The organism is Phytobacter palmae (assembly GCF_039409775.1).
In the GTDB taxonomy this organism is placed as follows: Bacteria; Pseudomonadota; Gammaproteobacteria; order Enterobacterales; family Enterobacteriaceae; genus Phytobacter; species Phytobacter palmae.
The window spans coordinates 64,196-90,517 of record NZ_JBCIVJ010000003.1; the positions used below are offsets into that span (position 1 = coordinate 64,196).

At 53.4% G+C, this 26,322-nt stretch carries 30 protein-coding genes and 1 riboswitch; of the genes, 22 read left to right on the top strand and 8 right to left on the bottom strand.

Going from position 1 to position 26,322, the window contains the following annotated elements; translation table 11 throughout:
- The 4 genes from cbiB to AAIG39_RS05555 all read right to left on the bottom strand — a co-directional run bounded on the left by cbiB (nucleotide 1) and on the right by AAIG39_RS05555 (nucleotide 4,779).
- Nucleotides 1-963, bottom strand: a complete 963-nt coding sequence (cbiB, locus tag AAIG39_RS05540) for an adenosylcobinamide-phosphate synthase CbiB (RefSeq protein ID WP_343193360.1) — start codon at nucleotides 961-963, stop codon at nucleotides 1-3.
- Nucleotides 960-2,339, bottom strand: coding sequence for a cobyrinic acid a,c-diamide synthase CobB (locus tag AAIG39_RS05545; protein WP_343193361.1), 1,380 nt, complete (start codon nucleotides 2,337-2,339; stop codon nucleotides 960-962). The genes cbiB and AAIG39_RS05545 overlap by 4 nt, the downstream gene beginning before the upstream one ends.
- 99 nt (nucleotides 2,340-2,438) lie before the next feature.
- Nucleotides 2,439-2,617, bottom strand: a riboswitch (cobalamin riboswitch).
- 217 nt (nucleotides 2,618-2,834) lie between these two features.
- On the bottom strand, nucleotides 2,835-3,746 hold the full coding sequence (gene pocR / locus AAIG39_RS05550; RefSeq protein WP_090087413.1) for a transcriptional regulator PocR: 912 nt from the start codon (nucleotides 3,744-3,746) through the stop codon (nucleotides 2,835-2,837).
- A gap of 223 nt (nucleotides 3,747-3,969) precedes the next feature.
- Complete coding sequence (locus AAIG39_RS05555; RefSeq protein ID WP_343193362.1) at nucleotides 3,970-4,779, bottom strand: MIP/aquaporin family protein; 810 nt, start codon at nucleotides 4,777-4,779, stop codon at nucleotides 3,970-3,972.
- Between the two features lie 525 nt (nucleotides 4,780-5,304).
- Here AAIG39_RS05555 and pduA point away from each other — a divergent pair.
- Genes pduA through AAIG39_RS05665 form a run of 22 tightly spaced genes read left to right on the top strand, consistent with a single transcriptional unit; the run spans nucleotide 5,305 to nucleotide 22,802 of the window.
- Nucleotides 5,305-5,589: a propanediol utilization microcompartment protein PduA gene (gene pduA / locus AAIG39_RS05560; RefSeq protein ID WP_041851904.1), complete on the top strand. Its 285-nt coding sequence runs from the start codon at nucleotides 5,305-5,307 to the stop codon at nucleotides 5,587-5,589.
- A complete protein-coding gene (gene pduB, locus AAIG39_RS05565; protein WP_343193363.1) occupies nucleotides 5,586-6,398 on the top strand; it encodes a propanediol utilization microcompartment protein PduB in 813 nt (270 codons plus the stop codon). Before pduA ends, pduB begins: the two co-directional genes overlap by 4 nt.
- An 18-nt stretch (nucleotides 6,399-6,416) precedes the next feature.
- The gene (pduC, locus tag AAIG39_RS05570) at nucleotides 6,417-8,081 is read left to right on the top strand and encodes a propanediol dehydratase large subunit PduC (protein WP_041851906.1); all 1,665 of its coding nucleotides are present in this window, start codon (nucleotides 6,417-6,419) and stop codon (nucleotides 8,079-8,081) included.
- Between the two features lie 10 nt (nucleotides 8,082-8,091).
- Nucleotides 8,092-8,763, top strand: coding sequence for a propanediol/glycerol family dehydratase medium subunit (locus AAIG39_RS05575; RefSeq protein WP_343193460.1), 672 nt, complete (start codon nucleotides 8,092-8,094; stop codon nucleotides 8,761-8,763).
- A gap of 12 nt (nucleotides 8,764-8,775) precedes the next feature.
- Nucleotides 8,776-9,303, top strand: a complete 528-nt coding sequence (gene pduE, locus AAIG39_RS05580; RefSeq protein WP_343193364.1) for a propanediol dehydratase small subunit PduE — start codon at nucleotides 8,776-8,778, stop codon at nucleotides 9,301-9,303.
- A 15-nt stretch (nucleotides 9,304-9,318) separates the two neighbouring features.
- A complete protein-coding gene (locus tag AAIG39_RS05585; RefSeq protein ID WP_343193365.1) occupies nucleotides 9,319-11,151 on the top strand; it encodes a diol dehydratase reactivase subunit alpha in 1,833 nt (610 codons plus the stop codon).
- Nucleotides 11,141-11,479 (top strand): glycerol dehydratase reactivase beta/small subunit family protein, encoded by a 339-nt coding sequence (locus tag AAIG39_RS05590; RefSeq protein WP_343193366.1) that lies wholly within the window; start codon nucleotides 11,141-11,143, stop codon nucleotides 11,477-11,479. The genes AAIG39_RS05585 and AAIG39_RS05590 overlap by 11 nt, the downstream gene beginning before the upstream one ends.
- A gap of 32 nt (nucleotides 11,480-11,511) precedes the next feature.
- Nucleotides 11,512-11,787: a propanediol utilization microcompartment protein PduJ gene (gene pduJ, locus AAIG39_RS05595; RefSeq protein ID WP_041851911.1), complete on the top strand. Its 276-nt coding sequence runs from the start codon at nucleotides 11,512-11,514 to the stop codon at nucleotides 11,785-11,787.
- 22 nt (nucleotides 11,788-11,809) lie between these two features.
- Complete coding sequence (locus AAIG39_RS05600) at nucleotides 11,810-12,301, top strand: BMC domain-containing protein (RefSeq protein ID WP_090087433.1); 492 nt, start codon at nucleotides 11,810-11,812, stop codon at nucleotides 12,299-12,301.
- Nucleotides 12,302-12,303: 2 nt separating this feature from the next.
- Nucleotides 12,304-12,936: a phosphate propanoyltransferase gene (locus AAIG39_RS05605; protein WP_343193367.1), complete on the top strand. Its 633-nt coding sequence runs from the start codon at nucleotides 12,304-12,306 to the stop codon at nucleotides 12,934-12,936.
- The gene (gene pduM, locus AAIG39_RS05610) at nucleotides 12,933-13,424 is read left to right on the top strand and encodes a microcompartment protein PduM (protein WP_249569415.1); all 492 of its coding nucleotides are present in this window, start codon (nucleotides 12,933-12,935) and stop codon (nucleotides 13,422-13,424) included. The genes AAIG39_RS05605 and pduM overlap by 4 nt, the downstream gene beginning before the upstream one ends.
- 3 nt (nucleotides 13,425-13,427) lie before the next feature.
- The gene (locus AAIG39_RS05615) at nucleotides 13,428-13,703 is read left to right on the top strand and encodes a EutN/CcmL family microcompartment protein (protein ID WP_090087441.1); all 276 of its coding nucleotides are present in this window, start codon (nucleotides 13,428-13,430) and stop codon (nucleotides 13,701-13,703) included.
- 9 nt (nucleotides 13,704-13,712) lie between these two features.
- Nucleotides 13,713-14,717, top strand: coding sequence for a two-domain cob(I)yrinic acid a,c-diamide adenosyltransferase PduO (gene pduO / locus AAIG39_RS05620; RefSeq protein ID WP_343193368.1), 1,005 nt, complete (start codon nucleotides 13,713-13,715; stop codon nucleotides 14,715-14,717).
- Nucleotides 14,717-16,108 carry a CoA-acylating propionaldehyde dehydrogenase PduP gene (gene pduP, locus AAIG39_RS05625; RefSeq protein WP_090087447.1) on the top strand — a complete coding sequence of 464 codons (1,392 nt, stop codon included), beginning with the start codon at nucleotides 14,717-14,719 and terminating at the stop codon, nucleotides 16,106-16,108. The genes pduO and pduP overlap by 1 nt, the downstream gene beginning before the upstream one ends.
- An 11-nt stretch (nucleotides 16,109-16,119) precedes the next feature.
- On the top strand, nucleotides 16,120-17,232 hold the full coding sequence (locus AAIG39_RS05630) for a 1-propanol dehydrogenase PduQ (protein ID WP_343193369.1): 1,113 nt from the start codon (nucleotides 16,120-16,122) through the stop codon (nucleotides 17,230-17,232).
- A complete protein-coding gene (locus AAIG39_RS05635) occupies nucleotides 17,229-18,599 on the top strand; it encodes a 4Fe-4S dicluster domain-containing protein (RefSeq protein ID WP_343193370.1) in 1,371 nt (456 codons plus the stop codon). Before AAIG39_RS05630 ends, AAIG39_RS05635 begins: the two co-directional genes overlap by 4 nt.
- A 2-nt stretch (nucleotides 18,600-18,601) precedes the next feature.
- Nucleotides 18,602-19,156 carry a propanediol utilization microcompartment protein PduT gene (gene pduT, locus AAIG39_RS05640; RefSeq protein WP_343193371.1) on the top strand — a complete coding sequence of 185 codons (555 nt, stop codon included), beginning with the start codon at nucleotides 18,602-18,604 and terminating at the stop codon, nucleotides 19,154-19,156.
- Nucleotides 19,156-19,506, top strand: coding sequence for a propanediol utilization microcompartment protein PduU (gene pduU, locus AAIG39_RS05645; protein ID WP_090087460.1), 351 nt, complete (start codon nucleotides 19,156-19,158; stop codon nucleotides 19,504-19,506). The genes pduT and pduU overlap by 1 nt, the downstream gene beginning before the upstream one ends.
- Nucleotides 19,507-19,510: 4 nt before the next feature.
- The gene (locus AAIG39_RS05650; RefSeq protein WP_090087463.1) at nucleotides 19,511-19,963 is read left to right on the top strand and encodes a EutP/PduV family microcompartment system protein; all 453 of its coding nucleotides are present in this window, start codon (nucleotides 19,511-19,513) and stop codon (nucleotides 19,961-19,963) included.
- Nucleotides 19,948-21,156, top strand: coding sequence for an acetate/propionate family kinase (locus AAIG39_RS05655; RefSeq protein ID WP_090087465.1), 1,209 nt, complete (start codon nucleotides 19,948-19,950; stop codon nucleotides 21,154-21,156). The genes AAIG39_RS05650 and AAIG39_RS05655 overlap by 16 nt, the downstream gene beginning before the upstream one ends.
- Nucleotides 21,153-21,896 carry a uroporphyrinogen-III C-methyltransferase gene (cobA, locus tag AAIG39_RS05660; protein WP_249569421.1) on the top strand — a complete coding sequence of 248 codons (744 nt, stop codon included), beginning with the start codon at nucleotides 21,153-21,155 and terminating at the stop codon, nucleotides 21,894-21,896. The genes AAIG39_RS05655 and cobA overlap by 4 nt, the downstream gene beginning before the upstream one ends.
- A gap of 39 nt (nucleotides 21,897-21,935) precedes the next feature.
- Nucleotides 21,936-22,802 carry an L-threonine kinase gene (locus tag AAIG39_RS05665; protein WP_343193372.1) on the top strand — a complete coding sequence of 289 codons (867 nt, stop codon included), beginning with the start codon at nucleotides 21,936-21,938 and terminating at the stop codon, nucleotides 22,800-22,802.
- A gap of 25 nt (nucleotides 22,803-22,827) precedes the next feature.
- Here AAIG39_RS05665 and AAIG39_RS05670 read toward each other — a convergent pair whose 3' ends face one another.
- The 4 genes from AAIG39_RS05670 to dacD all read right to left on the bottom strand — a co-directional run bounded on the left by AAIG39_RS05670 (nucleotide 22,828) and on the right by dacD (nucleotide 26,279).
- Nucleotides 22,828-23,163, bottom strand: a complete 336-nt coding sequence (locus AAIG39_RS05670) for a DUF496 family protein (protein ID WP_139223072.1) — start codon at nucleotides 23,161-23,163, stop codon at nucleotides 22,828-22,830.
- A 162-nt stretch (nucleotides 23,164-23,325) separates the two neighbouring features.
- A complete protein-coding gene (locus AAIG39_RS05675) occupies nucleotides 23,326-24,384 on the bottom strand; it encodes an FUSC family protein (RefSeq protein WP_090087479.1) in 1,059 nt (352 codons plus the stop codon).
- A 144-nt stretch (nucleotides 24,385-24,528) separates the two neighbouring features.
- Entirely contained in the window at nucleotides 24,529-25,002 is a 474-nt protein-coding gene (sbmC, locus tag AAIG39_RS05680) for a DNA gyrase inhibitor SbmC (RefSeq protein WP_249569422.1), read from the bottom strand.
- Between the two features lie 113 nt (nucleotides 25,003-25,115).
- Nucleotides 25,116-26,279, bottom strand: a complete 1,164-nt coding sequence (dacD, locus tag AAIG39_RS05685) for a serine-type D-Ala-D-Ala carboxypeptidase DacD (RefSeq protein ID WP_343193373.1) — start codon at nucleotides 26,277-26,279, stop codon at nucleotides 25,116-25,118.
- Nucleotides 26,280-26,322 lie beyond the last annotated feature (43 nt).

Sequence of the window (26,322 nt, forward strand, 5' to 3'; positions counted from 1 at the left end):
TCAGATTGCTGCTCCTGCCAGCGTAACATGCGTAAGCGCAAATACGGCCAGTGCAAGGGTGGAGGCTACCCACATAAGGCGGATGGTTTGCGAAATATCGTCAACAGTGATGGCGCGGGTCTCATCGCCAATCAAGGGTTTTTCGACGCGCTGGCCAAAGTAATCATTTGGCCCGCCAAGCTGCACACCAAGCGCCCCTGCAACGGTGCCCTCCGGCCAGGCGCAGTTGGGACTGCTGTGATTACGTCTATCACGCCAGCCGATGCGAAACGCGCGTGCCGGGTTCAGCCGGCAAAGCCAGGCGGCAACGCTTAACAACAGCCAGCTAAGGCGTGCCGGGATAAAATTGGCCACGTCATCAATACGCGCGCTCACCATGCCAATGGCACGATATTTTTCGTGTTTGTAGCCCACCATCGAATCGAGGGTATTCACAGCCTTGTAGGCCATCGCCAGCGGCGCGCCGCCCAGCAATAAAAAGAACAACGGAGCAATAACGCCATCCACGGTGTTTTCTGCCACGGTTTCCACGACCGCCCGGGTGATCTGCGGCGGCTGTAGTTGCGAGGTGTCGCGCCCGACAATCCAGGAGAGTTTTTCCCGGCTTTGAGCAAGCGTGCCGTGGCGTAAGGCCTGCTCGACTTCCCGTGCCGCATCAGCCAGACAACGCGCCGCCAGCAAGGTGTAAATCATCCACACCTCCACACACCAGCCGAGCCACGGATGGATTGCTTGCGCGAGAGTCAGCACACCGTATGCCGCGCCCCAGGTGGCCCCCACGACTACCACCCACATCACTCCACCACCGATACGCAAAGCACTATCCGAATGACAGACCCGGCGAACGACTCGCTGGGTCTGCGTGATCAGCGCGCCAATCCAGCGGACCGGATGCGGCCAGTGCGGAGGGTCACCCAGCCAGCGGTCAAGAAGCCAGGCGGCACACCAGGCAAGGATCGTCATAGCGCGCTCCTTGCGGCGGCTATCCAGCGGCTCAGCATGGTCGGACGTTGGGCAAAATGGATATGCAAATAGCTGGCGTAGGTGTTGCCCACCTGCCAGCCTCCCTGCCACTGGGATAAGATCTTGCCATCCCGGATTTTCCGGCACTGCATGACCGCATCCTGCTCAGGGTTGAAATCAGAGTAGTGGAATTCATGTCCACGCAACGTCTCGCCTTCATCGGCAAGTAGCGTGGGCTGGCTGGCAGTCGCTTCGCAGTAACCAAAGCGGGTCAGGCCTTTTCCCATCTCGCTGTGGCCGGGTATCACCCCCACCATTGAATGAATATCGCCCGCGTCATCGCGCAGCGTAGAGCCGAGATACATCAGGCCACCGCACTCGGCATAAATCGCCACACCGCGCCGGTGCGCCGAACGGATAGCTTCGAGCATGGATGTATTCGCAGAAAGGGCGCGGGCGTGGAGTTCCGGGTAACCGCCACCAAGCCAGAGCATCTGACATTCGGGCAATTCAGCGTCATGCAGTGGGCTAAAACGCACAATCTTCACACCCGCACTGCGTAGCAACTCTATGTTATCGGGATAATAAAAGTTGAATGCCTCATCATCAGCCAGTGCGAGCGTTAGCCCCTCCCCTTCGCCACATAGAGGTAAGGCGGGCCATTGCCCCTGCGGTAAAGACGGGAGTGTGCTCAGGGAAAGCAACGTATCGATATTCAGTGTTTGCGCGATACACCCGGCAAAATCACGCCAGGGTCGGGAATCGATGACAGATTCACGTGCAGTGACCAGCCCCAGATGACGTTCCGGTAGCGTCACCCCGGACGTGACAGGCACATAGCCCAGCGCAGGAATGCCGCAATAGTGTTCGATAGCATGCCTGAGCAACTGGTAATGGCTGTCGCTATTGACGCGGTTAACAATAACACCCGCGATATTGAGTGCCGGGTCGAAATGTTGAAAACCCATTACCGTAGCGGCGATAGAGGTCGACACCGCTTTTCCATCGACCAGCAAAATGACCGGTACGCCAAGCTGTTTTGCCAGTGCGGCGCTGCTGCAATAATTGGGGTCAGTGCCATAACCATCGTACAGGCCCATAACACCTTCAATCACGGCGATATCCGCGTCGCCCATTTGTTGATTAAACAAGGCATTCAGCGTCGGGGCGGGGAGCATAAAGCTGTCAAGGTTGCGGGACTCAACGCCCGTTACGGCGGTATGCCAGGCGGTATCGAGATAGTCCGGGCCGACTTTAAATGGCTGTACCCGCATACCGCGCTGCTGTAAAACGCTCAGCAAGCCAAGAGTAACGGTGGTTTTACCACAGCCACTTCCGGTACCGGCAAGGATAAAGGCGCGACGCCCGTCAGACATACCTTAAGACCCCGTTCAGGGTGGAAAGGCTGTGTCAGGCTGTGCGTGATTCCAGTCAATGACTGTACGCGTCTGAGCAACTGACTTCCCACCGAAGTTGTTGAGAGTAACCATCAGGTCGGTCTTCTGGCTTAGCGTCGTCCTCGCCCGTCCTTCCCAATCTTGCGATCAGTGGTGATTACGGGGTCGTCAGCATCACAGCAGCGGGGGCTGCGGGGGATTCTCACCCCCTTCCCAGCCGCGATAATTTGCGGCAAACCTGTTGGCTTCATTGTTCGTTTCACTGATACAGCATATTGCTGAAAAGTGATTTTGCTCCTGACTGCAATCTATCGCATCAGGGAAATAAAAACTGGTTCAGTTTATCCCTGCAGGGGCAATAATTTGTTGCGCTATAACAATTTATTGTTCAGCCTTTACTTGAATCTCTTATTTCGACGGCCTTCCAGGCAATTTTATTGATTTGGCAAATAACAAAATATTGTTATCGGAAATTTAATCGCCGTCATAGTTTGCATTATTCTGCAGGCGAAAAACTTGCGGCGTCACCTGGTATGTCTGGCGAAATACTTTGCAAAAATAGCTCGTTTGAGAAAAACCTAAATTACGGGCGATGCTGGCGATACTCCAGTCACTGTGGCAAAGCATTTCACGAGCACTGGCCATACGCTGGCGATTCACCCAGGCATTAAAGCCAATTCCCTGATATTTTTTGAACAGTTTACTGAAATAGTACGGGCTGAGATAAACATGCGCCGCAACATCTTCCAGGCGCAACTCATCCGAGAGATGGGCGTCAATATAGCGCAACGCCTTTTTCATCTTGCTGTCATGAGGCCCCTGATTTCGACTCGTTCGCCCCGTCTCCTGCGCCTGTTGCTGATCTTTGATGACAACAAAGTTGAGCTGTTTTTTAAGACAATTTTCGACAATCAGCTTAAGCAGATCTGCCGATGCGATAACCCGGGAGTAATCCATCTCTGGTACATTCAGAAACTCATCCATTAATTTCTGATCCGCCTGCCAGCGATCATCAATATTAAGAATATTAATGAGTTCAACATTATCGCCTTCGCGCAAACGCACCTGCCCACACAGTACAAACCCGACCAGGTGCCCGGCAATGACCAGAGGAATAGAAAAGTCGGTAAGTCCGGCGTGACAACGGTAGATACAGGGTTGGTTGGATTTAGAGGCTTCGAAGCCGCCACAACGATCGCTCATACGACACCGTGCGCTGTGCTGCGGGTTCTGACGCATCAACTGGCAAAACGGGGTGAAGTTGAAAAGCTCGGAAATTTCTTCGCCGTGGATATTAACGACAACAACGGCCAGACCGGTGGCTTGTGCAAAATCCTGGGCGATTTTATTAATGAGTTCGGAGTTTAGTGCACTCGCAGAAATCATGATAAAACCTCTCAGTTAATTTTAATTTATTGTTATAAACAAACCTATTTTGTTTACACATCATTCATATTAAATAACTATAAATAACATTGAATGACCATAGGTTGAATTCAAGATAACAAAAGTCTCCCTTCCCAGGGAGACGATTAAGTGCGTTCGTGAAAGCAGATCACGAAATAATTTCACACTGGCATTTATTGCATCAGGCTATTCTGAATATGCTTCAGTTTTCACTTTCCTCAAGTTTGCACGCATTGCAGGGCAGATTTTTACCAATCAGATAACGATAGCAGGCAGCCCCCGCGCATCCCCCGATAACAGTGGCGAACATCGGTACCAGGAAATAAGGGATTTCGCGCCCGCCCGTAAAGGCGATTGTGCCCCAGCCCGCCAGGAACAAGAAAATTTTCGGACCGAAGTCGCGGGCCGGATTCATGGCGAAGCCGGTTAGCGGCCCTAAAGAAGCACCGATGACCGCGACCAGGATACCAATCAACAGCGGAGCCAGTGGGCCACGCGGTACGCCGTTACCATCATCCGTTAACGCCATGATCATGCACATAAAGATGGAAGTAATCACGATTTCCACCAGAGCAGCCTGCCAGATACTTAATGCCGGAGCCGCATATGTAGTAAACAGGCCCGCCAGTTGCAAGCTCTCTGCGCTTCCCCGCACCAGATTATGCGCGGTTTCATATTCGACAAACACATTATGGTAGAGCAGATAGACCATTGCCGCGCCACCGCACGCACCGGCTATTTGCGCAATAATGTAGGGCACGACTTTACGCACGGGAAAACAGGCGAAAAGCCATAACGCAATGGTAACCACAGGGTTAAGATGCGCTCCAGACACTCCTGCGGTGAGATAGACAGCCAGGGAAATGCCCAGCCCCCAGATGATGCAAATTTCCCACCATCCAAGCGTCACACCGGCAATTTTCATGGCGCACAGGCATCCGATCCCAAAAAACATAAACAGGCCTGTGCCTAAAAACTCGGCAATACATTGCGCCTTAAGTGAATCATTCATATGTCATCTTCCTGGTTGGGTCACATTCACACCAGCACGCCTGAAGCTGGCAGCAGAGTACAACGCCGGTCACTATAGAAATACGATGCTGAAAAGTGTTGGCAACCTCAGAGTAAAAATGCCAAAAAAATCGCTTCTTAATAACAATATTTTGCCATTCAGGTTAATTGAATATCGGGCTGCGCCCTATTTCATTGGCTATTATCCGCCTAATTGAAATAACAAATTATTGTTATTTTTCCTGTGTCGTTTTACAGCATTGCTCACAGAATTATTTCGCACGCGCAAATATCACAACATATTTATAAAGTCACTATCAAAAATGTAAATATGAAATTTGAATAGCAATATTTTGCTATAACAAGAACATTAAAATAATTATATAAATCAAAAAGATAATCACAAGTCTGACAATTATTTGTTTTAATTAAACCAGGAAGTTTCGAATGTAATTTCAGGACAGCCATTCTTTTTCCTCGCTTATTTGTATAGTCCAAAAATCGGGACAACCTTATCGAGGTCTTTATGCAACAAGAAGCATTAGGAATGGTGGAAACCAAAGGTTTAACGGCCGCAATTGAAGCCGCAGATGCGATGGTGAAATCCGCCAATGTCATGTTAGTGGGCTACGAGAAAATAGGTTCTGGCCTGGTGACAGTCATTGTTCGCGGCGATGTTGGCGCCGTGAAAGCAGCAACGGATGCAGGTGCTGCCGCAGCCGCTCAGGTGGGTGAAGTGAAAGCCGTACACGTCATTCCGCGTCCGCACACTGATGTTGAAAAAATCCTACCTAAGGGAATTAGCCAATGAGTAGCAATGACCTGGTGGAACAGATCATGGCTCAGGTGATCGCCAAAGTGTCATCACCGACACCCGCGATTTCCCCCACTGTAATCCATCCCAAACGAGAGACGGCTATGGCAGAAAAAAGCTGCAGTTTAACGGAATTTGTTGGTACGGCGATCGGCGACACCGTCGGTCTGGTGATTGCAAACGTCGATAGCGCGTTGCTTGATGCGATGAAGCTGGAAAAACGCTACCGCTCAATCGGCATTCTCGGCGCACGTACTGGCGCAGGCCCGCACATCATGGCGGCAGATGAAGCCGTCAAGGCAACCAACACCGAAGTGATCAGCATTGAATTACCGCGTGATACCAAAGGGGGAGCAGGCCATGGCTCACTGATCCTCTTCGGTGGCAATGATGTCTCCGACGTCAAACGTGCCGTCGAGGTTGCGCTAAAAGAACTCGATCGTACCTTCGGCGATGTTTATGCCAACGAAGCAGGTCACATTGAAATGCAATACACCGCTCGTGCCAGCTACGCGCTGGAGAAAGCCTTTGGTGCACCGGTTGGCCGTGCCTGTGGCGTGATCGTTGGCGCACCGGCCTCCGTCGGGGTGTTAATGGCCGATACAGCGCTGAAATCCGCCAATGTGGAAGTGGTGGCCTATAGCTCACCGGCAAAAGGCACCAGCTACAGCAACGAAGCCATTTTGATCATTTCCGGCGATTCCGGCGCCGTGCGTCAGGCCGTCATTTCGGCCCGTGAGATCGGTAAAACCGTGCTGGGCACAATGGGTTCTGAGCCGAAAAACGACCGCCCGTCTTATATCTGATAACAGAGAGGCTGTTTCATGAGATCGAAACGATTTGAAGCGCTGGCGAAACGCCCTGTTAACCAGGACGGCTTTGTGAAGGAGTGGATTGAAGAAGGCTTTATCGCAATGGAAAGCCCGAACGATCCTAAACCCTCCATTCGTATTGTCGACGGCGTGGTTACTGAACTGGACGGTAAACCTGCCAGTAAATTTGACCTGATAGACCACTTTATTGCCCGCTACGGTATCAACCTGGATCGCGCGGAAGAAGTTATGGCAATGGACTCTGTCAAACTCGCCAATATGCTTTGCGATCCTAACGTTAAGCGCAGCGACATTGTGCCGCTCACCACTGCAATGACCCCGGCAAAAATCGTCGAAGTGGTGTCACATATGAATGTGGTGGAAATGATGATGTCGATGCAGAAAATGCGCGCACGTCGCACCCCATCACAGCAGGCACACGTCACTAACGTCAAAGACAACCCGGTACAAATTGCCGCCGATGCTGCAGAAGGCGCGTTCCGCGGATTTGACGAACAGGAAACCACCGTCGCGGTCGCCCGTTATGCCCCTTTCAATGCCATCGCACTGTTGGTCGGTTCACAGGTTGGTCGTCCTGGCGTATTAACACAATGTTCGCTGGAAGAAGCAACCGAACTGAAACTGGGTATGCTCGGCCACACCTGCTATGCGGAAACCATCTCTGTTTATGGTACTGAGCCTGTGTTTACCGATGGCGACGATACGCCATGGTCAAAAGGCTTCCTGGCCTCATCCTATGCATCGCGCGGCCTGAAAATGCGCTTTACCTCCGGTTCAGGGTCAGAAGTTCAGATGGGTTATGCCGAAGGCAAATCCATGCTTTACCTGGAAGCACGCTGCATTTACATCACCAAAGCCGCCGGTGTTCAGGGTCTGCAAAACGGATCGGTAAGCTGTGTGGGGGTACCTTCTGCCGTGCCGTCAGGTATTCGCGCTATCCTTGCCGAAAACCTGATTTGTGCCGCTCTGGATCTGGAGTGCGCGTCCAGTAATGACCAGACGTTTACCCATTCGGATATGCGTCGTACCGCCCGTTTGCTGATGCAATTTTTGCCGGGCACCGATTTTATCTCCTCCGGTTATTCCGCTGTGCCGAACTACGACAATATGTTCGCCGGTTCCAACGAAGATGCGGAAGACTTTGACGATTACAACGTTATCCAGCGCGACCTCAAAGTTGATGGCGGTTTACGCCCGGTGCGTGAAGAAGATGTTATCGCCATTCGCAACAAAGCGGCTCGCGCTTTGCAGGCCGTCTTCGCCGGTATGGGATTACCACCTATCACTGACGAAGAAGTGGAAGCGGCAACATACGCCCACGGCTCAAAAGATATGCCAGAGCGCAATATCGTCGAAGACATCAAATTCGCTCAGGAAATCATCAACAAGAACCGTAACGGTCTCGAAGTGGTAAAAGCCCTCGCCCAGGGCGGCTTTAAAGATGTCGCACAAGACATGCTGAATATTCAAAAAGCCAAACTGACGGGTGACTACCTGCATACCTCCGCCATCATCGTCGGCGACGGGCTGGTGCTCTCTGCGGTAAACGATGTGAACGACTATGCCGGTCCGGCAACAGGTTATCGCCTGCAAGGTGAACGCTGGGAAGAGATCAAAAACATCCCGGGCGCACTCGATCCGAACGAATTGGGCTAAGGGGTGAATGATGGAAATCAACGAAAAATTGCTGCGCCAGATCATCGAAGATGTACTGGCAGAGATGCAAACCAGCGATAAAAAAGTCTCGTTTAGCGCCCAACCTGGTAGTGCGGTAAAAACCGCAGCAACGGCTGAAGGCGGCTTTCTGACGGAAATTGGCGAAGCGAAACCCGGCACTCAACAAGATGAAGTGATCATCGCCGTTGGCCCAGCTTTCGGTCTTTCGCAAACCGTGAATATCGTCGGTTTGCCGCACAAGAGCATCCTGCGTGAAGTCATTGCCGGTATTGAAGAAGAAGGCGTGAAAGCGCGTGTGATTCGCTGCTTCAAATCGTCTGACGTGGCGTTCGTCGCCGTGGAAGGCAACCGCCTTAGCGGCTCGGGTATCTCCGTGGGTATTCAGTCAAAAGGCACAACGGTCATTCATCAGAAGGGATTGCCGCCGCTTTCCAACCTGGAACTTTTCCCGCAGGCACCACTGCTGACGCTGGAAACCTACCGTCAGATTGGCAAAAACGCAGCGCAATACGCGAAACGCGAATCGCCGCAACCCGTACCGACTCTGAACGATCAGATGGCACGGCCGAAATATCAGGCCAAGTCCGCCATTCTGCATATCAAAGAGACCAAGTACGTCGTGACCGGGAAAAACCCGCAAGAGCTGCGCGTTGCGCTTTAAAAGGACAACACCATGAATTCTGACGCAATTGAATCGATGGTTCGTGATGTGCTGAGCCGCATGAATAGCCTGCAGGGAGCAACCCCGGTAATGGCATCAACCGCGCCATCAGGCAGCACCACGCATCAGGCCAAAGTTAGCGATTACCCGCTGGCGAACAAACATCCGGAGTGGGTGAAAACATCCACCAATAAAACCCTCGATGAGCTAACGCTGGAGAGCGTGCTGGACGGGAAAATTACCGCACAGGATATGCGAATCACCCCGGAAACCCTGCGTATCCAGGCATCGATCGCCAAAGATGCAGGACGTGACCGACTGGCTATGAACTTCGAGCGGGCGGCGGAACTGACCGCCGTACCAGATGATCGCATCCTTGAGATTTACAACGCACTGCGTCCCTACCGTTCAACGAAGCAAGAGTTGCTGGATATCGCAGAGGACCTGGAAAGCCACTATAAGGCAAAAATTTGCGCAGCGTTTGTACGTGAAGCGGCAGCGCTTTACGTCGAACGGAAGAAACTCAAAGGCGACGATTAAACACAGGGATGACTTATGCGTTATATAGCTGGCATTGATATTGGTAACTCGTCAACCGAGGTGGCACTGGCCACCATGGATGAAACTGGCGCACTGAATATTGTGAGCAGTTCGCTTGCGGAAACGACGGGTATTAAAGGCACGCTGCGCAATGTATTCGGCATTCAGGAAGCGCTGAACAAAGTTGTCGCCAGTGTGGGTATCTCTGTCAGCGATATCTCGCTTATACGTATTAACGAAGCAACACCGGTAATCGGTGATGTGGCGATGGAAACCATCACGGAAACCATCATCACTGAATCAACAATGATAGGCCATAACCCCAAAACACCCGGCGGCATCGGGCTGGGGGTAGGTATCACTATCACGCCGGAAGAGCTTCTGACCCGTCCAGCGGATCAACCTTATATTCTGGTTGTTTCCGCTGCATTCGATTTTTCCGATGTTGCGCGCATGGTTAATGCCTCAACGCAAGTCGGCTATCACATTAACGGCATCATATTGCAGCGCGACGATGGCGTACTGGTCAATAACCGTCTTGAGCGCCCTGTCCCCATTGTTGACGAAGTGCTTTACATCGAGCGCATTCCGATGGGGATGCTCGCTGCCGTCGAAGTGGCGATGCCTGGAAAAGTTATCGAAAGTCTCTCTAACCCTTACGGCATCGCGACTGTCTTTTCCCTGAGCGCCGATGAGACACGCAACATCGTGCCCGTTGCCAGGGCGCTGATTGGCAACCGTTCCGCTGTCGTCGTGAAAACCCCTTCTGGTGATGTAAAAGCCCGCTCGATCCCCGCAGGGAACATTGAGCTTATAACCCAGGGCAGAACGCTGAAGGTCGACGTTGCCAACGGGGCCGATGCCATCATGAAAGCAGTGAATGAGTGCCCCAGGCTGGATAACGTCACCGGCGAGGCTGGTACCAATATTGGCGGCATGCTGGAACATGTTCGCCAGACCATGGCAGAACTCACTAATAAACCCAGCAGCGATGTATTTATCCAGGATCTACTCGCTGTCGATACCGCCGTACCGGTCAACGTAACAGGGGGGCTGGCGGGTGAATTCTCACTCGAACAAGCCGTTGGCATCGCCTCTATGGTCAAATCAGACCGCCTGCAAATGGCCATGATCGCCCGCGAAATCGAGCAAAAGCTACACGTTGATGTGCAGGTGGGTGGTGCAGAAGCAGAAGCCGCCATCTTTGGAGCCCTCACCACGCCGGGCACATCGAGGCCGCTGGCCATTCTTGATCTTGGAGCCGGCTCGACTGACGCCTCTATTATTACGCCGCAGGGGCAAATTACCGCCACCCATCTGGCCGGAGCCGGAGACATGGTGACGATGATCATCGCTCGCGAACTGGGACTGGAGGATCGCTACCTTGCGGAGGAAATCAAAAAGTACCCGCTGGCGAAAGTCGAAAGCCTTTTTCACCTGCGTCATGAAGACGGCAACGTGCAATTTTTCCCTGCCCCTCTTCCACCCGCAGTATTTGCCCGCGTATGCGTCGTGAAACCCGATGAACTGGTACCGCTGCCTGGAGACCTGGTGCTGGAAAAAGTGCGCCTTATTCGCCGCAGCGCCAAAGAGCGCGTCTTTGTCACCAATGCCCTGCGCGCACTACGCCAGGTAAGTCCAACCGGAAACATTCGCGATATTCCATTCGTAGTGTTGGTTGGCGGCTCCTCGCTCGATTTCGAAATACCGCAGCTCGTCACTGATGCCCTTGCCCATTACCGACTGGTGGCCGGACGGGGAAATATCCGGGGCGTCGAAGGCCCACGAAACGCAGTGGCAACGGGACTGATCCTCTCCTGGCAAAAGGAACATACCAATGGTCGTTAACCAGGACAGCCCGGTCATCGTTATCACGGCGCTCTCAGAGTGCCAGCCGCAGTGGCAGGAAGTGCTGTGGGGAATTGAAGAAGAAGGCATTCCCTGGCGCTGGCAACAGGCAGCCGGGCTTGATGTCGTCGCCCATGCCTGGCAGGCGGCGAACCAATCGGCGCTACTGGTTGGTATCGCCTGCGATAGCCAGCAACTGGTTATCCATTACCGAAATTTACCCGCATCAGCGCCGCTTTTTACGCTGATGCTTCATGAAGACCTCCAGTCCCGGCGCAAGGCAGGTAATAACGCCGCCAGACTGGTGAAGGGGATACCGTTCCGGTAACCACTTTTATCCATAAACAGGAGAAACGCAGTATGAACAACGCATTGGGACTGGTTGAAACAAAAGGTCTGGTGGGTGCAATCGAAGCCGCCGATGCCATGGTGAAATCCGCCAACGTGCAACTGGTAGGTTACGAAAAAATTGGTTCGGGTCTGGTCACAGTCATGGTGCGCGGTGACGTGGGTGCAGTGAAAGCCGCCGTTGACGCAGGCGCTGCGGCAGCCAGCGCGGTGGGTGAAGTGAAATCTTGTCACGTAATCCCGCGTCCGCACAGCGACGTCGAAGCCATTTTACCGAAATCAGCCTGACTGGCAGATAAAGGAGCACAGCGTGAAGCAATCACTCGGATTACTTGAAGTTAGCGGTCTGGCGCTGGCTATCAGTTGCGCGGATGTTATGGCGAAAGCCGCTTCCATCACGCTGCTGGGTATGGAAAAGACCAATGGCTCTGGCTGGACGGTAATCAAAGTCGCCGGCGATGTGGCCTCTGTTCAATCGGCCATCATCACTGGCGCCAACTTTGCGCAAACACGTAACGGGTTGGTGGCACAAAAAGTCATTGCGCGGCCAGCGGAGGGAATTCTGGCCTCTGCGCCAAAGCTTGCAGTCATCCCTAAAGCACCTCCTGTGTTAACAACAACAGCGGAAACCCCGTCTCAGAGCATTGAGAACGCGCTGGCACTACATGAAGAAACGTTCGCCGCTTCCGAACCGGCGACGATTCACCGGGTGACCTGCAACCTCTGCCTTGACCCGGCGTGCCCACGTCAGAAGGGAGAGCCGCGCTCGCTGTGTATTCATAGCGGTAAGCGAGGGGAATAAACATGGATAAACAGTTAGTCGAAAATGTGGTCACCCGGGTTCTGGATGAGATGCGTACGCGTCCCATTCCTCTGGGTATATCGAACCGACATATCCATCTTTCACCTGAGGATTTCGAGCGGTTATTTCCAGGTCAGACGGTGACGGTTAAAAAAGCGTTGCTGCAACCCGGTTATTTTGCGGCGGAGCAGACCGTCACGCTGGCAGGACCAAAAGGGCAACTAAAAAATGTGCGCCTGCTTGGCCCGCTACGCGGCGCCAGCCAGGTCGAGATTTCTCGTACGGACGCCCGTACGTTGGGTATCGCCGCCCCGCTGCGGATGTCCGGCAATCTGGCGGATACACCAGGCATCAGGCTGGTGAGTCCGTATGCGGAAATCGACTTACCCAACGGCGTCATCGTCGCACAACGGCACATTCATATGTCGCCGCTGGACGCTCTGGTTCTGCGCGTTTCCCATGGCGATAACGTCTGCATTGCAATTGAAGGCACCGGGCGCCGGGTGATTTTTGATGATGTCGCCATCCGCGTGGCGCCGGGTTTGCTTCTCGAAATGCATATCGATACCGATGAAGCGAATGCCTGTGGCGCAGATGAACCTGGCGCTCGCGCTCGTCTGGTACCACGCGCATGAACAGCGAACAGTTAGCGCACATTGTCGAGCGGATCGTTACCCGCCTGCAGGCCAGGCAGGGCAACACCCTCACGCTCAGCCAGGAAGAGCTGCGTCATGCCTCTGTGATGAAGTTTTTTCTGAACCATGACGCGCTCTGCGTACAACAAACCGATCTGTGTTTTCTGGGGGCGCTGGCAGACGGCGACCAGGACAACACTGCCGTTGCACATCTGTTTGAAGCTCTGGCGTTGGGCTTGTCCGTGAGCATTACATTAAACAGCAGGCTGCTGCCCTGCCTGCCCCTGAAAACGCTGGCAAAACTGCCTGTGACGTTTATGGATGAGCAAGGAAGCAAGGTGGTAATCCATCAGGAAAAAGTATTGAGTTACCGCGATGTCGCGGGCCTCAATGCATGCTGGCTTGCTATCTCCCGTAAAACGGTCATCACGGCGCTGGCCCGCGACGCGGTAATTTCGCAATACATACGACTCGTGAAGCAGGAGTAAAGCATGCATCTCGCAAGGGTAACTGGCTCGGTGGTATCGACACAAAAATCGGCTTCTCTGGTGGGCAAAAAACTGCTGCTGGTCCGGCGGGTTTCGGCAGACGGCGAACTTCCTGTCAACCCATTACAGGGTGATGAAGTGGCCGTCGATTCCGTTGGTGCAGGTGTCGGCGAACTGGTTCTGCTCAGCAGTGGGTCCAGTGCGAGGCATGTTTTTTCCGGACCGAACGAAGCCATTGATTTGGCAGTAGTGGGCATTGTCGACACCCTGTCGCGCTAAGGAGGAATGATGGCCATTTATACCCGCACTGGCGACGCTGGCACTACAGCCCTGTTTAGCGGCCAGCGCGTCAGCAAAACGCATCCACGCGTCGAGGCATACGGCACGCTGGATGAACTCAACTCCCAGTTGAGCCTCTGTGCGTGCGCCGTGCAAGTCCCTGCCAGCAAGCCATTTCTGGAAGCGGTGCAACAGCAGATTTTCTGGTTTAGCGCCGAACTGGCGAGCGAAAGCGAAACACCCTCGCCAAAACAGCGCTATGTCAGCGCCGAAGATATTGCCGCTCTGGAGCAGGCAATAGATAAGGCGATGTCTCAGGTCGACAACGTACACAGTTTTGTGCTGCCAGGACGCTGCGAAGCAGCTGCCCGCTTGCATGTTGCCCGGACACTGGCCCGCAAAGCCGAACGTCGACTGGTGGAGTTGAGTGAACAAGTAAACGTCCGTCAGGTGCTGATGCGCTATATCAACCGCCTTTCCGACTGCTTATATGCACTGGCGCGCCTGGAAGATCACCAGGCGCACCAGGAAAAAGTGATTCACGAAGTCGCGATGCGCTATCGCGCTGCGGCGCAAGTCATACCGGCGAAAGCCACCGCAATGTCACTTTCATTTCATGATCTTCATCAGCTTGCAAAAGCGGCAATGAAGCGTGCTGGCGACCTTAACGTGCCGGTGGTGATAAGCGTCGTGGACGCCCACGGCATCGGCATGCTGACCTGGCGTATGCCCGACGCGCTGCTGGTCAGTAGCGACCTGGCGCCGAAGAAAGCATGGACGGCAGTCGCGATGAAATCAGCCACACATGAACTTTCTGATGGAGTGCAACCCGGACGCGCGCTGTATGGGTTAGATGCGCACATGGAAGGCAAAGTCGTCACGTTTGGCGGCGGTTTCCCCATCTGGCGTGACGGCAACATTATTGGTGGTCTTGGTATCAGCGGTGGTTCCGTTGAACAAGACATGGACATTGCTCAGACCGCACTTGCGGCGATTAACATGGGAAAAAAATAATGAATACGACCGAACTTGAAGCCCTGATTCGCACCATCCTGAGCGAACAACTGACGCCTGCACCAGAGAAAAAAGAGATCTGCACAAAAGGAGTGTTCGGCACGCCGAATGAGGCTATCAACGCAGCACACCAGGCCTTCCTGCGCTACCAGCAGTGCCCCTTAAAAACCCGTAGCGCCATTATTTCCGGAATTCGCAATGAACTGGCTGCATATCTGGCCGAACTGGCGGAAGAGAGCGCCACAGAAACCGGTATGGGCAACAAAGAAGATAAGTTTCTCAAAAACAAAGCCGCGCTGGAAAATACCCCGGGTATTGAAGATCTCACCACCACTGCGCTGACTGGCGACGGCGGCATGGTGTTATTCGAATATTCCCCGTTTGGCGTTATTGGTTCCGTTGCACCCAGCACGAACCCGACCGAAACCATCATTAACAACAGTATCAGCATGCTGGCAGCAGGAAATACCGTTTATTTCAGTCCGCATCCGGGTGCGAAAAAGGTTTCGCTCAAGCTGATCCGCATGATCGAAGATATCGCTTTCCGCCATACCGGTATTCACAACCTGGTGGTGACCGTAGCCGAGCCCACTTTCGAAGCCACCCAGCAGATGATGGCGCATCCCAAAATCGCCCTGCTGGCAATTACCGGTGGTCCTGGCATTGTTCTGATGGGCCTTAAGAGCGGCAAAAAAGTGATCGGCGCCGGTGCCGGAAACCCACCGTGTATTGTTGACGAAACCGCCGATCTGGTGAAAGCAGCGGAAGACATCATCAATGGCGCATCCTTCGATTACAACCTGCCCTGTATCGCGGAAAAGAGCCTGATTGTTGTTGACTGCGTTGCAGACCGCCTGATGCAACAGATGCAGGCATTTGGTGCGTTGCGCATTACCGGTGCGGATATCGACAAACTTCGTGCCGTCTGTATCCAGGATGGGGTGGCCAACAAAAAACTGGTCGGTAAAAGTCCTTCACACATTCTGCAAGCCGCAGGTCTGAGCGTGCCGCCCAAAGCCCCGCGCCTGTTGATCGCCGAAGTACAAGGCAACGACCCGCTGGTTACCGCGGAGCAATTAATGCCCGTACTGCCTGTCGTTCGGGTTAACGACTTCGATGCAGCCCTCGCCCTTGCCCTCGTGGTTGAGGAAGGTTTGCACCACACGGCGGTGATGCACTCACAAAATGTCTCCCGCTTAAATCTGGCTGCTCGCAGCCTGCAGACCTCCATCTTTGTGAAAAACGGACCGTCTTATGCAGGCATTGGCGTCGGCGGTGAAGGCTTTACCACCTTCACCATCGCAACACCAACCGGCGAAGGTACAACATCGGCAAAAACTTTTGCACGTTCACGCCGTTGCGTACTGACCAACGGCTTCTCCATTCGCTAATTGAGGTCGTTATGAAGAGATTTTCGCTGCAAACGAGACTCTACAGCGGAGCAGGAAGCCTTGAGGTGCTTAAACGCTTTCGTAACAAGCATATATGGATTGTGTGCGACGGTTTTCTTGCCAGCTCACCACTTATTGAAATACTGCGCAAGATGATTCCGACAGACAACCGCGTCAGCGTCTTTAGCGACATTACACCGGATCCGACCATCGCCACGGTTGTGAAAGGCATAACGCAGATGCATTCACTCCAGCCACAGGTGGTTATTGGTTTCGGTGGCGGCTCCGCGCTGGATGCGGCAAAAGCGATCGTCTGGTTCAGCAAACAACAGGGCATCAATATCGAAACCTGTGTCGCTATTCCTACCACCAGCGGCACTGGCTCAGAGGTGACCAGCGCCTGCGTGATAAGCGATCCCGATAAAGGCATCAAATATCCCTTGTTCGATGATGCGCTCTATCCCGATATCGCCATTCTCGACCCGACACTTGTCGTCAGCGTTCCCCCCGCTATCACGGCGAATACCGGCATGGATGTGCTGACTCACGCCCTTGAAGCCTATGTATCGCCCAGGTCCAGCGATTTTACCGATGCGATGGCGGAAAAGGCAGCACAGCTTGTGTTTCAGTACCTGCCGACGGCGGTACGTAAAGGAGATTGCCTGGCGACACGTGGCAAAATGCACAATGCAGCCACTCTTGCCGGAATGGCATTCAGTCAGGCAGGGTTAGGCATTAATCACGCTATCGCCCATCAACTTGGGGGGCAATTTCACCTGCCGCATGGGTTAGCTAACGCACTGCTGCTGGGTGCAGTCATCCGCTTTAATGCCAGTGATAGACGTGCAGCGAAGCGCTATTCCCGGCTGGCAAAAGCCTGCCATTTATGCCCGCCAGGCGCGAATGAAGTGGTTGCCATTAATTCACTGATTCGCCAGATCGAGCAGCTTCGTCAGCAATGTGAGATGCCGACTCTTACAACTGCGCTGAAAGCAGACAAAGGCAAATTCCGTGAGCGGATCCCCGTCATGGTTCAGGCTGCGCTGGCTGATGTCACGCTCAAAACTACACCTCGCCCCGCTGATGGCGATGACATTCGACATCTCCTGGAGGAATTGCTGTGAGTGAAGCGGCCCTTCTCTCGCCCCCCTGGGGCGAACTAACTCCGGTAACGGCTGAGACCATTCGTCAGCGCGTTCGTGAAGCTGGCGTCGTCGGTGCTGGCGGCGCCGGGTTTCCAACCCATGTAAAACTACAGGCACAGGTCGAAATTTTTCTGGTTAATGCCGCCGAATGCGAACCGATGCTGAAAGTAGATCAGCAATTAATGGCGCAACAGGCGGCACGACTGGTGCGTGGCGTGCTTTATGGCATGACAGCAACAGGCGCTACAGAGGGCATTATTGCGCTCAAAGAAAAATATCGCGCCGCCATTGCCGCACTTACCCCACTGCTACCTGCGCAGATTCGTCTGCATATTCTGCCCGACGTCTACCCTGCCGGAGATGAAGTCATCACTATCTGGATGGCGACCGGGCGTCGTGTACCGCCTGCCGCGCTGCCAGTTACCGTTGGGGTGGTCGTCAATAACGTGCAGACCGTCCTCAATATCGCACGTGCCGTGGAACAGCAATATCCCGTGACCCGCAGAACCCTGACGGTAAACGGCGCGGTACGTCATCCTGTGACCGTAACGGTTCCACTGGGTATATCGTTACGGGAAGTGCTGGAGCTGGCGGGTGGTGCCACATCAGACCACCCCGCTTTTATTAACGGAGGTCCGATGATGGGCGGGCTATTGCCATCGCTGGATTCGCCTGTGACAAAAACCACAGGCGGCCTGCTGGTACTGCCGAAATCGCACTCGCTGATTCAACGCCGTCTGCAAGACGATCGTACCGTGCTGTCCATCGCCCGTACCGTCTGCGAACAGTGCAAGTTATGCACCGATCTCTGTCCAAGACATTTGATAGGCCATGAATTGTCACCTCACCTTCTGGTGCGTGCCGTCAATTATCAAAATGTTGCTACGCCGCAAACGCTGCTAAGTGCCCTGACCTGTTCTGAATGCAATGTCTGCGAAAGCGTTGCCTGCCCGACAGGTATCTCACCGATGAGGATCAACCGTCTGCTTAAAGCTGAATTACGCGCCAGCGGCGCACGCTATAACGGGCCACTGCGCGAGGCTGACGAGATGGCGCGCTATCGCCTGATCCCCGTCAAGCGTCTGGTGACCAAACTTGGCCTGCACGACTGGTATCAGGATGCGCCGCTGGAAGAGTGCGACATTACCCCTTCGCAGGTCGTATTACCGCTACGCCAGCATATTGGTGTGCCAGCGATTCCCTGTGTAAAAGAGGGTGAAATCGTCACACGGGGGCAACGTATTGCCGACGTTCCCGAGGGTGCACTGGGGGTGCCCCTTCATGCCAGTATCGACGGCATTATTGCATCAGTCACAGATAAAGCCATTACAGTTGTACGAGGATAACCATGTCACAGGCAATTGGAATACTTGAATTAACCAGCATAGCCAAAGGCATGGAATTGGGTGATGCCATGCTCAAAAGCGCCAATGTGACGCTTCTGGTCAGTAAGACGCTTTGCCCCGGTAAATTTTTAGTCATAGTGGGAGGCGATGTAGGGGCAGTCCAGCAGGCCATTGCCACAGGCGACAGCCAGGCCGGAGAGATGCTGGTCGACAGTCTGGTCCTTCCCAATATTCATGCCAGCGTCCTGCCTGCCATTAGCGGGCTCAATGCCGTAGATCAACGCCAGGCAGTGGGGATCGTTGAGACCTTGAGCGTGGCTGCCTGCGTCAGTGCGGCAGATCGAGCAGTGAAAGCGTCGAATGTCACCCTGGTACGCGTTCATATGGCGTTCGGCATCGGCGGTAAATGTTATATGGTCGTGACCGGCGATATCTCGGATGTGGAAAATGCCGTCGCCGTTGCCAGTGAAAGCGCAGGCGAAAAAGGACTACTGGTGTACCGCTCGGTGATCCCGCGTCCCCATGAAGCCATGTGGCGCCAGATTGTGGAGGGGTAATGGAGATACAACGCAGCACTGAACGCATGATTCAGGAATATGTGCCTGGTAAGCAAGTCACCCTGGCCCATTTAATTGCCAATCCAGGTAAAGATCTCTACAAAAAGCTGGGGTTAAGCGAGACGGCTTCCGCCATTGGCATTCTGACGATTACCCCCAGTGAGGCTTCGATCATTGCCTGCGATATTGCGACCAAATCCGGGGCGGTAGAGATCGGGTTTATCGATCGTTTTACGGGTGCCGTGGTCCTCACGGGGGATGTCTCTTCTGTGGAGTATGCACTACGCCAGGTGACCCGTTCGCTCGGTGAAATGCTGCAGTTTACGACCTGCCTGGTCACAAGGACCTGACGTGATGAAACGAATGATGTTAATTGGCCCAAGCCAGTGCGGTAAGACATCGCTGACGCAACGCTTGCGCGGGGAGGCAATGCGCTATCAAAAGACGCAGGCCATTGTCTGGTCACCTGAGACCATCGATACACCGGGAGAATATCTCGAAAATCGATGCCTCTATAGCGCACTGCTCACCAGCGCCTGTGAAGCAGATGTGGTGGCGCTGGTACTGAATGCCAACGCCGAATGGTGCCCTTTTTCACCCGGATTCACTTTGCCGATGAATCGCCAGACGATCGGCATCATCACCAAAGCTGATCTCGTAGCAGAACAACAGATTGCGCGAATCGGCGAGTGGTTATGGCAATCCGGTGCAGAACATCTTTTTATCACCAGCGCGCAAACCGGTCAGGGTGTCGCTGAGGTCATCGCTTTTCTTCAACGCCAGGAGCACGCATGTCCCGTACAATAATGGCGATCAACGCCGGTAGTTCATCGCTTAAATTTCAGCTTCTCCTCATGCCCGCTGGCACGCTTCTCGGTCATGGTTTGATCGAGCGTATCGGGTCTTCCGATGCTATTTTTACCCTCAGACAGGGGGAACAAAAATGGCAGGAGACACGTGCCATTGCTGATCACAAAGAGGCGGCGGAATTACTGCTGGAAAAATTGCTTTCACATAATATTATCTCCTCGTTATCGGCAATAGACGGCGTGGGGCATCGTGTCGCACACGGTGGAGAAACTTTTAAAGACTCGGCGTTGATTACCCATGACGCACTGGCAGAAATCGAACGCCTTGCGGAACTGGCGCCGTTACACAATCCGGTTAACGCGGCGGGTATTCGCATTTTTCGCAAGGCGCTACCACATGCCCCGGCGGTTGCCGTATTTGATACTTCATTTCACCAAACGCTGGAACAAAGCGCATTTATCTACCCTCTGCCGTGGCGCTATTACGCGGAACTTGGGATTCGTCGCTATGGGTTCCACGGCACCAGCCATAAATTTGTCAGCCAGCAATTAGCCGACAAACTGGGTGTCCCATTAAGCGCATTACGGATTATCTCCTGCCATTTAGGCAATGGCAGCAGCCTGTGTGCTATCAAAGGTGGGCGCTCCGTTAATACCTCTATGGGATTCACACCGCAGTCAGGGGTAATGATGGGTACCCGTAGCGGGGATATCGACCCCTCTGTTTTGCCCTGGGTGGCATTAAAAGAAGATAAGTCGCCGCAACAGCTTAACGCTCTGCTAAATAACGAATCGGGTTTGCTCGGGGTATCCGGGGTATCGAACGATTATCGCGACGTCGAACACGCATCTGACGCAGGCAATGCGCGCGCAACCCTGGCGCTCGCCCTGTTTGTTGAACGTATCCGCGCCACTATCGGCAGCTATGTAATGCAACTGGGTGGGCTGGATGTTCTGCTATTTACCGGCGGCATTGGCGAAAACTCCGCACGAGCCAGAGAGGCAATCTGTCACAACCTGCATTTTCTGGGGCTGGACGTTGATGCGGAGAAAAACGGCCGCAATGCCACGTTTATCCAGACTGACCATTCTGTCGTGAAAGTCGCCGTGATCAATACCAACGAAGAGTTGATGATTGCCCGTGATGTAATGCGTATCGGGTTGCCGGAATATGCGGAGGCAGAAGCATGACGGGTAAAGTCTGGCTGGTGGGCGCAGGTCCCGGCGACCCGGGTCTGATGACCGTAAAAGGATTAAACTGCCTGCGTGAAGCTCAGGCCGTTGTTTTTGACAGGCTGGTTAATCCACTCCTGTTGCAGGAAGCCCCGGCAGGTTGTGAGTTACATGATGTGGGCAAAGAGGCGAACCGCCACCCTATCCCGCAGCCGCAAATCAATCAAATCCTCATTGATTGCGCGCGCAGAGGACTCAGGGTCGTGCGCTTAAAAGGCGGAGATCCCTTTGTTTTTGGCCGTGGGAGCGAAGAGGTACAGGCGCTACGGGAGTGTGGTATCGAATGCGAAGTTGTACCAGGCATCACCTCTGCCATTGGCGGGCTTGCGGCGGCGGGTATTCCGGTAACGCACCGGGACTTTGCCTCCAGTTTTCATGTCATGACCGGGCATTTACAGGATGGTAAAGAACCTCAGGACTGGGGAAAACTTGCGGTTCTGCCGGGGACGCTGGTGATCCTGATGGGAATGTCACACATACAGTCAATCTGTGCCGCACTTATAGGCGCAGGTAAAGCTGCCGATACGCCAGCGGCCGTGGTGATGCATGCCAGCACGCCGAAACAGAAAGTTCTCTGTGCCCCGCTCTCTGCGCTGGCACAAGAGAGCGAGGCCGCCGGGTTTCACGCCCCCGCGCTGATTGTGATTGGCAGCGTGGTGTCATTACGTGAAATTCTGGCGTTCAGCGGATCGGCGTGACACTATCCCGAGGTTACGTATCACAATGAGAGGTTGAACTTGGCGCTGGCACAGTGTCCCGCATCCTGCGGCGAGATCATTCAGGGATGGATCCTGGGTAGTGAAAAGCTGGTTTCCTGCCCTGTCGACTGGTACAGCGAGGTTGAAATTACAACCGGTACGCCTTTGCCTGCTGAACGTCCCCTGGTACGAGCAATGGTAAAACAGGTGCTGGCACACTGGCAGCTACCCGCTTCATTAAGCAATGAAATCCGCATTGACTGCCGCTCGACCATTCCTGTCGCCAAAGGGATGGCGAGCAGCACCGCGGATATCGCAGCAACGGCGGTTGCCACTTCACGTCATCTTGGATTTACGCTTGATGATGTCACGCTTTCTCAGCTTTGCGTGGCGCTGGAACCCACCGACAGTACCGTTTTTCGCTCTCTGACCTTGTTTGATCACAATACCGCGCAAACGCGAATCTCCTGTGAGCACGTTCCCGCACTCGACGTTTTATTACTGGAAAGCCCGTTAACGCTTCGTACAGAAGATTATCATCGCCTGCCCCGTCGGGCTGCGCTGATAACAAATGCTGAAATACTCGACACAGCCTGGCGCAAAGTACAGCGCGCCTGTCTGACAAACGATCCTGCATTATTGGGCGAAGCGGCATCGCAGAGTGCTATTGCAAGCCAGACGCTGCTGCCTAAACCAGGTTTTAATTCGCTGATGGGGATTGTGGAACAGTGCGATTTGTACGGGCTGAATGTGGCCCATAGCGGTAGCGTTGTGGGATTATTTCTGGACAGACAACGTCATGATCTGGCGAAAGTGCGTGAGTTGCTGAGTAAACCTGCACTGCAACGGCACTGGCCGCGCCAATATCTGTTGCGCATGGTAGAAGGCGGGGTAAGAGAACGGTGAGAGAGTGCCTCTCACCGTCAGAGGATTACTCTTGTTTCGGTTCAACGGGTTTCTGTTCACCCATTGTTTTCAGTTTTTTGGAGATCTCGCGGCGTTCTTTAGAGATCTCAGCGTTTTTGATGATGTAATCATCAACGCGGTCTTCGTAATCGCTTTTCATGCTGGCGATGATGCCCTGGATAGCTTCCACGCTCATACCCGGCTTAATATAGTCGCTCAGGTTGTCCAGCAGCAGTACACGTTTCTGGTTATCACGGATCTTTTTCTCAACATCCTGGATTTCGCGCTGCAGTTTATTCTTACGACGGAACAGACGAACAAACTCCAGAACGTCCTGGAATGAAGGCTTACTTGTTTCCATTTTGATACCCCTGCTAATGTGAGATTCGGATTCGTTAAAGCAACCGCCTAAGACCTTACTTTTAGCCGTTGCTGATGACAATGATTTTATCCTTTTCTCTATCATAACCCCAAATCAGGCTGAATCGAAACAGCCTGACTGTTTTTCCGAATTGTATGAGGCTTATTTGCGCAGCGCCCGGCAAATTAAATGGGACATCAACTCCAGTTGCCGTGCCAGCTCCATGCTCAACCATACATAACCATGAATCGAATTCTCCGCCAACGCATCGCCCTGATGATCGCGTAGCAGATCACGTAACTCGGCGACAATTTCGGTCAGCTTTTCAGTATTGGCCAGAATGGGCTGCGGATTACCTTCATAGAGCGCGTGGGCAATGGTTAACAGCGTCTGCTGCGTCATTTGCTGCGTTTCACGTAACGTGCTGGCGTTGAGCATAACGAAGTGGCTTGAGCGGGAAGCCCAGTGCGCGTTCATTTGCAGCTCCAGCACACACACCATATTGCGGCTTACGGTCTGGATAGCTTCAAAAATAGCTTTCTGAATGTGCGTCTCTTTGCTGGCGGGAGTAATCAGGCCGCGCATCTTCACCACGTCATTAAGAATTTTTTGCAGATGCTTGTCCAGACGCGGACGTTCAACGAGATTACGCGAAAAGCCAGCCTGATAGACCCGATTGAAGGCCGTAACGTAGTTTGCCATTTGAATGCGCCAGTGCAGGAAGGCTCGCTGCGGCCAGATACCGGTGAATAGCATTGCCAGTAAAGAGCCCAGAATGACGTCGCCGCTTCGCCATAACGCTGTATTCATATCCCCTGCCGGCGCGCCAACCACAACCGACAGCGTGATACCGATAAGTAATGCCTGATAGGGTTTTTTACCCAGCGCCAGCCAGCCGCAGAGAAACATAGCCCCCGCACACCACATCACCATCAGCGGAAGAGAGAGCAGCTCAAGCTTAAGAGCGACGAGACCCAGAGCGGAGCCGCAGATTGTGCCGCCAATGCGCTCAAAGGCCCTGGGAACCACATTTCCCCAGAATGAAATCGGCCCCATGATCACCACCAGGGTGATGAGTGGCCAGGTCCCCTCGGGTACATTGAGCAGACGAACCAACAAAAAAGTCAGAATAAATGCCAGCGCAATACGTACGCCGTGAACCACGCGATAATGTCGGTAAAGACGGATCTCAAAAGGACTGAGTGATTTGTCGGGACGCACACCCGCTCTCCAGTCAAAAAACAACGAAGGCGCAATTGTAGCGATCTTTCTGCGGCAAGGATCACTGTTTAGAACAAAAAAAGGTCCACTGGTTAAAACCTGCACATCCGGTTTGCCAGTGAACCCCATTAAATTATTGAGCGATCAGAGTACTTTCGGTTCTACGGGAATGTACATATCGATTTCCCAGTATCCATCCTCCTGCGCTGAATTCAGATAGACCTCAAAGCAGGGGCGTAAAGCAATCTGGTACTGCTCGTCAGCCATTAGTTCATCAAAAAAAGCATTCCATGCCTGTTCAAACTCTTCGTTATATACGCGAGCACGCGCAACTGCGTTCAGGCCCGCAGGTATCTCAGTACGTATCACCCCTTCACTGTTTTCGGGAATGACAAAATCAGCCGGAACCGAAATAACCACATCAGCACGTAGCTTTTCCGGGGGCACTTCATCGGGATTGTCATAATAAACCGTGATCCACTCCTGTGTCTGAATCTGCTTACCATGAACCCACATTGCTAACTGCTCGAAGCCTTTTTTGACGGTGACATCCCAGGGGCCAACCAGATGAAACCCGGCGATAGTGCGTTTATCAACCTGCTTTACGGTGTATGCCATGTTACCCTCCTTTTACTGTTCATTTGTACAGCATAGCGGAGTCACGGAAACCAGGAACCGTTGAAAGATGAATTATGTGAGCGGACTCGCGTCGCAGCCAGTCCGCATCCTCATCAGGCCTTATGGTGCAGATAGTCGCTCAAACGTGAGAACCAGCCGCCTTTACCGACACTGTCCAGCGTCACCAGCGGCAAGTGCGCTACCACTTTGTCACGATCATAAAGCTGGATCTCACCTACACGCTGATGCGCAGCAAGTGGGGCTTCCAGGCTTTTATTGTCCATGACGTAACGTGCCTTGATATTCGGCAGTTCCGCTTTCGGCAGCGCCAGCCAGAAGTCCTGATCGGTACCGACCGTCATCTGTTCCTTGTCGCCATACCAGATACGCTCGCTACCGACCTTTTTACCCTTTTGCAGAATCTGCACGGTATCAAAATTTTGCTGGCCCCAGTTCAGCAACTTCCGCGCCTGGTCTTCACGGCCTTTCGGGCTTTCCGCCCCCATCACAACGGCAATCAGGCGACGCTGCCCATCAACGCTTGATGCGATCAAGTTAAAACCGGCCCCGGAGGTATGCCCGGTTTTCAGACCATCAACTTTCAACGATGAATCCCACAACAACCCGTTACGGTTCTGCTGGGTGATACCGTTCCAGGTCAGGCTTTTCTCACTGTACATATGATAAAAATCCGGCTCGCCGCTGATAATGGCGCGGGAAAGTACCGCCAGATCATATGCTGAACTGTGCTGGCCGGGCGCGTCCAGGCCATGTACGGTTTCAAAATGAGTATCACGCAAATTTAGCTTTTGCACATAATCGTTCATCATGCTGACAAACTGTGGCTGGCTTCCCGCCACATAGTCGGCCAGCGCCACACAGGCATCGTTGCCGGAATCGACAATCAGCCCGCGGCTCAGGTCACGCACCGTTACACGATCCCCGGCTTTCAGAAACATTAATGAAGAACCGTCAAAGACCGGATTACCCCGCGCCCAGGCATCTTTACCTACCGTAACCACATCACTGGCGCTGATACGGTGGCTGTCGATGGCGCGATCCACAACATAGCCAGTCATCAGCTTGGTCAGGCTGGCTGGATTACGCTGCTGATGTTCATTGCCTGCAGTGAGGATCTGTCCGGTGGTGTAATCCATTAAGACCCATGAACCTGCCTGAATTTGCGGCGGCTGGGGAGAAATCGGCATATCATCTGCCAACGCGTAATGGATCGTCGCGGACAAAAGAGAGAAGGCAAAAAACAAACGGCATTTCAAAGAAATATCCTCATTTACGTCAAATTAGCCGTTCTTTTTACGC